General features: G+C 51.6%; 6 protein-coding genes. All 6 read left to right on the plus strand.

The features are described 5' to 3' along the window. The first annotated feature begins 136 nt into the window (after positions 1-136). The 6 genes from lpxA to GXO76_14870 all read left to right on the plus strand — a co-directional run bounded on the left by lpxA (position 137) and on the right by GXO76_14870 (position 6,175). Positions 137-910, plus strand: a complete 774-nt coding sequence (gene lpxA, locus GXO76_14845; protein ID NOY79128.1) for an acyl-ACP--UDP-N-acetylglucosamine O-acyltransferase — start codon at positions 137-139, stop codon at positions 908-910. A 3-nt stretch (positions 911-913) separates the two neighbouring features. Then, positions 914-1,705 carry a lipoate--protein ligase family protein gene (locus tag GXO76_14850; GenBank protein NOY79129.1) on the plus strand — a complete coding sequence of 264 codons (792 nt, stop codon included), beginning with the start codon at positions 914-916 and terminating at the stop codon, positions 1,703-1,705. Between the two features lie 3 nt (positions 1,706-1,708). Continuing rightward, the gene (locus GXO76_14855) at positions 1,709-2,860 is read left to right on the plus strand and encodes a 1-deoxy-D-xylulose-5-phosphate reductoisomerase (protein NOY79130.1); all 1,152 of its coding nucleotides are present in this window, start codon (positions 1,709-1,711) and stop codon (positions 2,858-2,860) included. 203 nt (positions 2,861-3,063) lie between these two features. After that, complete coding sequence (rseP, locus tag GXO76_14860) at positions 3,064-4,128, plus strand: RIP metalloprotease RseP (protein ID NOY79131.1); 1,065 nt, start codon at positions 3,064-3,066, stop codon at positions 4,126-4,128. 183 nt (positions 4,129-4,311) lie between these two features. Continuing rightward, positions 4,312-4,920, plus strand: a complete 609-nt coding sequence (locus tag GXO76_14865) for a glycerol-3-phosphate acyltransferase (GenBank protein NOY79132.1) — start codon at positions 4,312-4,314, stop codon at positions 4,918-4,920. A gap of 76 nt (positions 4,921-4,996) precedes the next feature. Beyond that, a complete protein-coding gene (locus GXO76_14870) occupies positions 4,997-6,175 on the plus strand; it encodes a pyridoxal phosphate-dependent aminotransferase (protein ID NOY79133.1) in 1,179 nt (392 codons plus the stop codon). Positions 6,176-6,396: the final 221 nt, after the last annotated feature.

The raw sequence follows: 6,396 nt of genomic DNA on the forward strand, positions 1-6,396 counted from the left end.
CACCACATCAAAAATGTCGGGGAAGGCCTTTGTGGATGGCGATCTGGTGGCGCAGGCCGAGTTACTGGCCATGGTGGTTGACCGGGAGGAAGCAAAGGTTCGGTAAGAGCGGTATCTCAATTAAAAAGGTTTAATCGTGATTCAGATAGATGAAAAGGCGGTTGTCAGCCCCAAGGCAGAACTGGCTGATAACGTGCGGATTGGTCCGTTTGCCGTGGTGGAAGAGAACGTGCAAATCGGGGAAAATTCGGTCATTGCCCCCGGGGCTCATCTTGCACCCGGCACACGAATCGGAAAAAATGTGCGCGTGTTTACAGGGGCTGTGCTGGGAACGGTTCCGCAGGATTTAAAATTTGGCGGTGAAGAGACCACTCTGGAAATCGGTGACGGAACAACCATCCGTGAATACGCCACCATGAACCGGGGAACCCACGAAAGCTGGGTGACCCGTGTGGGAAAAGATTGTCTCATTATGGCCTACACCCATGTGGCCCACGACTGCCATATCGGGGATCACGTGATTCTGGCCAATGCCGTGAATCTGGCCGGACATGTGACGATCGAGGATTGGGCCGCGCTGGGCGGAATGGTTCCGGTGCACCAGTTCGTCCGGATTGGAGCCCATGCTTTTGTGGGCGGCGGTTACCGGGTGGTAAAGGATGTTCCTCCCTTTGTACTGGTGATGGGAGAACCCCTCCAGTACGCCGGGATTAATCTGGTGGGCCTGCGCCGCCGGGGATTCTCGCAGGAACAGCTGGCCGCCATAAAACGGACGTACCGTATTCTCTACCAGTCCAAACTCAATGTTTCGCAGGCGCTCGATCAGATCAAGGCCGAAATCAAGCCGACGGAAGAAATCCTGCAAATTATTCGTTTTGTTGAAAAAAGCGAAAGAGGAATCGTCCGCTAAGTGATGGAAACGTGGCGCTTACTGGTTCAACCGAACCGGCCGGGCGACTGGCACATGGCGGCAGATTCCGTTATTGCAGCGGCCATCGGGCAGGGGAAAGTGCCTTCCACCGTGCGTCTGTACACCTGGCTGCCGGACACCATTTCTCTGGGGTACCACCAGAGTGAAGAGGAGATCAATCTGGAGGCCTGTCGCAGGGATGGGGTGGCGGTTGTCCGAAGGCCGACGGGCGGAAGGGCCATTTACCACAGGGACGAAATAACGTACGCGGCCCTGTTCCCTTCAACCAGCCGCCTGTACGATTCCCGGTTACTGACCTGTTATGCCAATGTGTCCCGGGTGTTGAAAACGGCCCTTGAGCGATTTTCAATTCGTTTGGACCCTTTCGAAGCGGTTTCATCGTCCGCCGCGTATGCCGGATCGCCTGTTTGCTTTGCCCGGGCATTGAGCTACGAACTGACGATTGGCGGAAGAAAAATGGTGGGATCGGCCCAGCGGCGCTGGCCGGATCGGGTTTTGCAGCACGGCTCGATTTTACTGGGGGAGTCTCATCAGAAGCTGGCCGATTACCTGAATCTTCCGGCAGAAAAACGGGCGGAGGAAAAACGCAACCTGCTGGAAGGGACGATTTGCGTCAGGGACGTTTCTCCTCGGTCAATTTCGTTGACTGAATTTGCCGAAGCCCTTCAGGAAAGCTTCCTTCGGCTTTTTGAAATAAAACTGGTTCCCGGCACGCTGACATCCGAAGAGCTAAGCGAGATTGAAGCCATCCGGGGAGAATTTCGAATTGTGTAAACGATGAAAATACTTTCGATTTTAGGTTCCTCCGGTTCCATTGGCCGGAACACACTGGATGTCGTGGCTCGTTTTCCCGGTGAGTTCCGGGTATCGTGCCTGACGGTTCACACACAGGTGTCTGTGTTGTTGCAGCAGGTCAAGGCCTTTCATCCGGCACGCGTGGTGGTAACCGAACCCGGTGAACAGTCTGCCGTTTTGAAGGAAATTGAATCGCTGGGAACAGAGGTCTGGACGGGCGAAGAGGCCCTTACGCGCTGTCTGGAAGAGGATGCCTCCACTCTGGTGGTGAATGCCCTTGTCGGCGCAGTGGGATTGAAACCCACGCTGAAAGCCATTGAAAAGGGAAAGCAGCTGGCTCTGGCCAACAAGGAAACGCTTGTGATGGCCGGGGAAATCGTAACCCGGGAAGCGCGGAAAAACAATGTAGCGATTTTGCCTGTTGATAGCGAACACAGTGCCATATTTCAATGTCTCGTCGGTGAGGATCGGCAGACGGTAGAAAAGATCATTCTGACCGGTTCGGGAGGGCCCTTTCTGGGACGGGCCAAAGAGGATTTGGAGCAGGTTACGGTAGAACAGGCCCTGGCGCACCCCAAGTGGTCGATGGGCAAAAAGATCACAATCGATTCGGCCACGCTCATGAACAAGGGGTTAGAGGTTATTGAAGCGCGGTGGCTGTTTGGCATTCCCCTTGAAAAAATTGACGTGGTTATTCATCCACAATCCATCATCCATTCAATGGTTGCCTTTGTGGATGGTTCGGTTAAGGCCCAGCTCGGGGTTCCCGATATGCGGCTGCCCATCCAATATGCGTTGTTTTATCCGGAAAGGCGTCCCTCCGGTTTCGAACGGGTGGATTTTGCAAAGATTCGGGAACTGACGTTTTTTAAGCCGGACCCGGGCACCTTTCCCAATCTGCGGCTGGCCATGGAGGCCCTTCGGGAGGGGGGAACACTCCCTGCCGTGCTGAACGGGGCCAATGAAGAGGCGGTGCATCAATTCCTGAATAAAAGAATTTCGTTTACGGAGATTCCTCGTCTGATTGAGCAGGCGCTGTCGGCGCATCACCGGGTGTCTTCTCCAACCATTCAGGATATTTTGCAGGCCGATGCCTGGAGCCGCGATTTTGTGAAAGAACACGCAGCGCGCTAAGGTGCAAATCATAAGCCGTTTTTGCGAATGAGATGGCGTTGAAAAGGTCCCGACCGGCTAGCAATCTTTGTCCAATTTAAGCGTGAGATTGCTTTGCCCGCCAAGGCAGGCTCGCAATGGCATGGCTTTTTTTGCAATTTTCCGAATCGGGGGTGAACTAAAAGGAATGTGACTGAAACAGGAAAGATGAAAAGGACCAAAATATGACGACGGCATTAGCGACAATTTTTGTTTTGGGGGTTTTGGTATTTCTCCATGAATTCGGGCATTTTATCGTTGCCAAATTGGTTGGCATTCGTGTGGAACGGTTTTCCATTGGATTTCCTCCCCGGTTGTTCGGTAAGAAAATCGGGGAAACCGACTATTGTGTTTCCCTGATTCCTCTGGGCGGCTACGTGAAAATGGCGGGCATGGTGGACGAAAGCATGGACACGGAAATTAAGGGAGAACCGTGGGAATTCCAGTCGAAATCGTTTTGGGAAAAATTTTCGGTGATCCTTGCAGGGCCCCTGATGAACGTCCTGATTGCGATTGTTGTTTTCGCCGGACTGACGCTGTCTCTTGGCGTGGGCGTGGTCAAGGATGCCACCATCGCGCAGGTGAGTCCCGGAATGCCTGCGGCTGCAGCGGGAATTCAGCCGGGGGACAGGATTGTGGCCATTAACGGACAAGAGGTGTCGTCGTGGGATGAGATGACGAAAATTATTCACAGCCATGCTGACAAGGACCTTGAAGTGGAATGGATTCATAACGGCGAACACAAAAAGGCCGTTATTCATGCCCGTGCCGAGAATGTGCCCATTGACGGGAAGATCGAAAGAGTGGGGCTCATTGGCATCAGTCCGAAGCTGTACATGGAAAAGGTCGGCCCGTTAAAAGCCATTGGCGCGGGGTTTGTGCGAACCTGGGACCTGACTAAATTGGTGGGGTACTCCATCTGGATGCTGGCCACCGGAAAGGCGTCTTTGCGGAATCTCGGCGGTCCGATCATTATTGCAAAAATGGCCGGGGAAAGTGCCAAATCCGGATTTTCCACCCTGCTTGCTTTTATGGCCTTTATCAGCCTGAATCTGGCCATTTTGAATGTTCTCCCCATTCCGGGGCTGGACGGCGGCCATTTAATCTTTATTGTTCTGGAAGCTATCATGGGACGGCCGGTTCCGACCAAAACCAAATTGGTTATTCAGCAGGTGGGGATGTTTATCCTGCTCGCGCTGATTGTGCTGGTCATCTTCAACGATCTTCACAATCTTCACACGATAAAATAGGGTGGGTGTGTCCACCCGATCCGTTTTTTTTCAGGGGACGAAATCCAGGGGGGAAGGCTTTTTAAAACAGGCTTAAAATAAGTTCTGCAATTCCTTCATCCCAAAAAATTTGGCTTGCTTATTTTCTAAATATTTTTTAATTTAATATGTTAAGATATTCTAACCTAACAGAGGCGGTATTCCATGGTTGGGAATTTACTGATGATTGCCGTGCTTTCCTATTTTATTGGGTCTTTTCCAACGGCTTATGTTTTCGTTCGATGGAAATTCCACACGGATATTACCCAAAGCGGCAGCCGCAATGTGGGTACCCTCAATACCCTGCGTGTCACGCACTCAAAACTCTTAACCGTATTTGTCCTGATCGTTGATTTGCTCAAGGGGATACTGGCTGTTTGGCTCACGTCCGTGCTGTTTGGCCGCGATTTTGAAGGCATGCTGGTGGCTTCCTTTTTTGTTGTGTTAGGCCACGATTTTCCGGTCTGGCTGAAATTCCATGGCGGCAGGGGGTTGGCTACGGCGGCAGGCGTGTTTCTAATGATTCAGCCGTACGTGGTTTTGGGATGGCTGGCTTTGTGGTTTTTAATTTATATGATTACACGGAAAGTAGCCTACGCAAATGCTCTGGCAACGTTATTGGCGCCCGGAATTTTACTGATTCGGGCGTTTCATTTGTATGATCATTCAACCTTTGTCATTACGTTTTCAGTGGCGGTGATTGTGTTTATTAAACACATTCCCCGTTTGCTTCATGCGATGCGCGGTGATGAGTCCGTAAAACAATTTCAGTAGACCTGAAATCGGGGTGATGGCGAAACGCCCTGCTGGAAAATGAGTTCGGATTGAAAATTTCAAGAAAGGAGCGCTTATGAAATTAGCAGATAGAATGAATCGGTTGGGAACCGAGACGGCATTTGAGGTTTTGGCGAAGGCAAAGGCCCTTGAAGCGAAGGGTCGGGAAGTGGTTCATCTTGAAATCGGAGAACCGGATTTTGACACACCCGCTCACATCCGGGAAGCCACCAAAAAGGCCATCGATGAAGGGCACACCCATTACGGACCGGCGCCCGGCCTTCCCGAATTGCGCGAGGCCATTGCCGAATCCATTGGCGCTACGAGAAATATTTCCGTCAATCCCAATCAGGTGGTGGTCACATTGGGGGCCAAACCGATCATGTTTTTTTCAATTCTGGCCCTGGCTCAGGCGGGAGACGAGGTGATTTATCCGAACCCCGGGTTTCCTATTTATGAATCCGTGATCAATTTTACCGGGGCAAAAGCGGTGCCCATCCCCCTGCGGGAAGAGAAGGAGTTTCGCTTTGATGTGGATGAGCTGCGCCCGTTAATTAATGATCGGACAAAGATGATCATTTTGAATTCTCCCCACAATCCGACCGGAGGAATGCTCTCTCCGTCAGATCTGGAGGCCGTGGCCGATATGATTGCCGACCGCGATATTATGGTCTTATCCGATGAAATCTACGAATTTATTTTGTACGAGAATAAATTTCAAAGCATTGCTTCCCTGCCCGGGATGCAGGAAAAAACCATCATTTTACACGGATTTTCGAAAACCTACGCCATGACCGGCTGGAGGCTGGGTTTTGGCGTGATGCCCGAATGGCTGGCGGAGCGCATCACTCAGCTTCAGGTTAACAGCAATTCCTGCCCCAACAGCTTTATTCAATACGGGGGAATTGCCGCCCTGAAGGGGCCTCAGGATGACAGCCGAAAGATGGTGGCGGAGTTCAAGCGGCGCCGCGATGTCATTGTTGAAGGGCTAAATAGCCTGGATGGCGTTTCCTGTTTGACACCCGGCGGGGCATTTTATGTGTTTCCGAACGTCACAGAGCTGGCGAAACACAGCGGCAAAAACACAAAAGAATTGGCCGATTATTTCCTGAATGAGGCCGGCGTGGCCGTTCTTTCCGGTACCGCTTTTGGTGAATACGGGGACGGCTACTTGCGCCTGTCCTACGCCAATTCGGTGGAGAATATTCAGAAAGCCATTGACTGGATGGGCCAGGCTATCCGGAAGTTGGGATAGAAAAACGATTTCAGATTGTCGATTAACGATCTTCGATTTTAGAAGTTTTCTACTTCGCCGATCTTAAATCGTTAATCGTAAATCGCAAATCAATGTGTAGTGTTTTTGAAAATAAAATAACAGGTAGTTTGAGTCCCTCGGGAGCCTCATCAGGGCCGGAGGCCCCCATCAGGGTGTGGGGATACTCCCGGAACAACCGGTCAAGTACCGGCGTTTCAGCC

Source organism: Calditrichota bacterium (assembly GCA_013151735.1).
Classification (GTDB): Bacteria; Zhuqueibacterota; JdFR-76; order JdFR-76; family BMS3Abin05; genus BMS3Abin05.

Coding starts and splice junctions, on each gene's coding strand:
- GXO76_14870 (NOY79133.1), top strand. CDS start 4,997: ATGAAATTAGCAGATAGAATGAATCGGTTGGGAACCGAGACGGCATTT.
- rseP (NOY79131.1), top strand. CDS start 3,064: ATGACGACGGCATTAGCGACAATTTTTGTTTTGGGGGTTTTGGTATTT.
- GXO76_14865 (NOY79132.1), top strand. CDS start 4,312: ATGGTTGGGAATTTACTGATGATTGCCGTGCTTTCCTATTTTATTGGG.
- GXO76_14855 (NOY79130.1), top strand. CDS start 1,709: ATGAAAATACTTTCGATTTTAGGTTCCTCCGGTTCCATTGGCCGGAAC.
- GXO76_14850 (NOY79129.1), top strand. CDS start 914: ATGGAAACGTGGCGCTTACTGGTTCAACCGAACCGGCCGGGCGACTGG.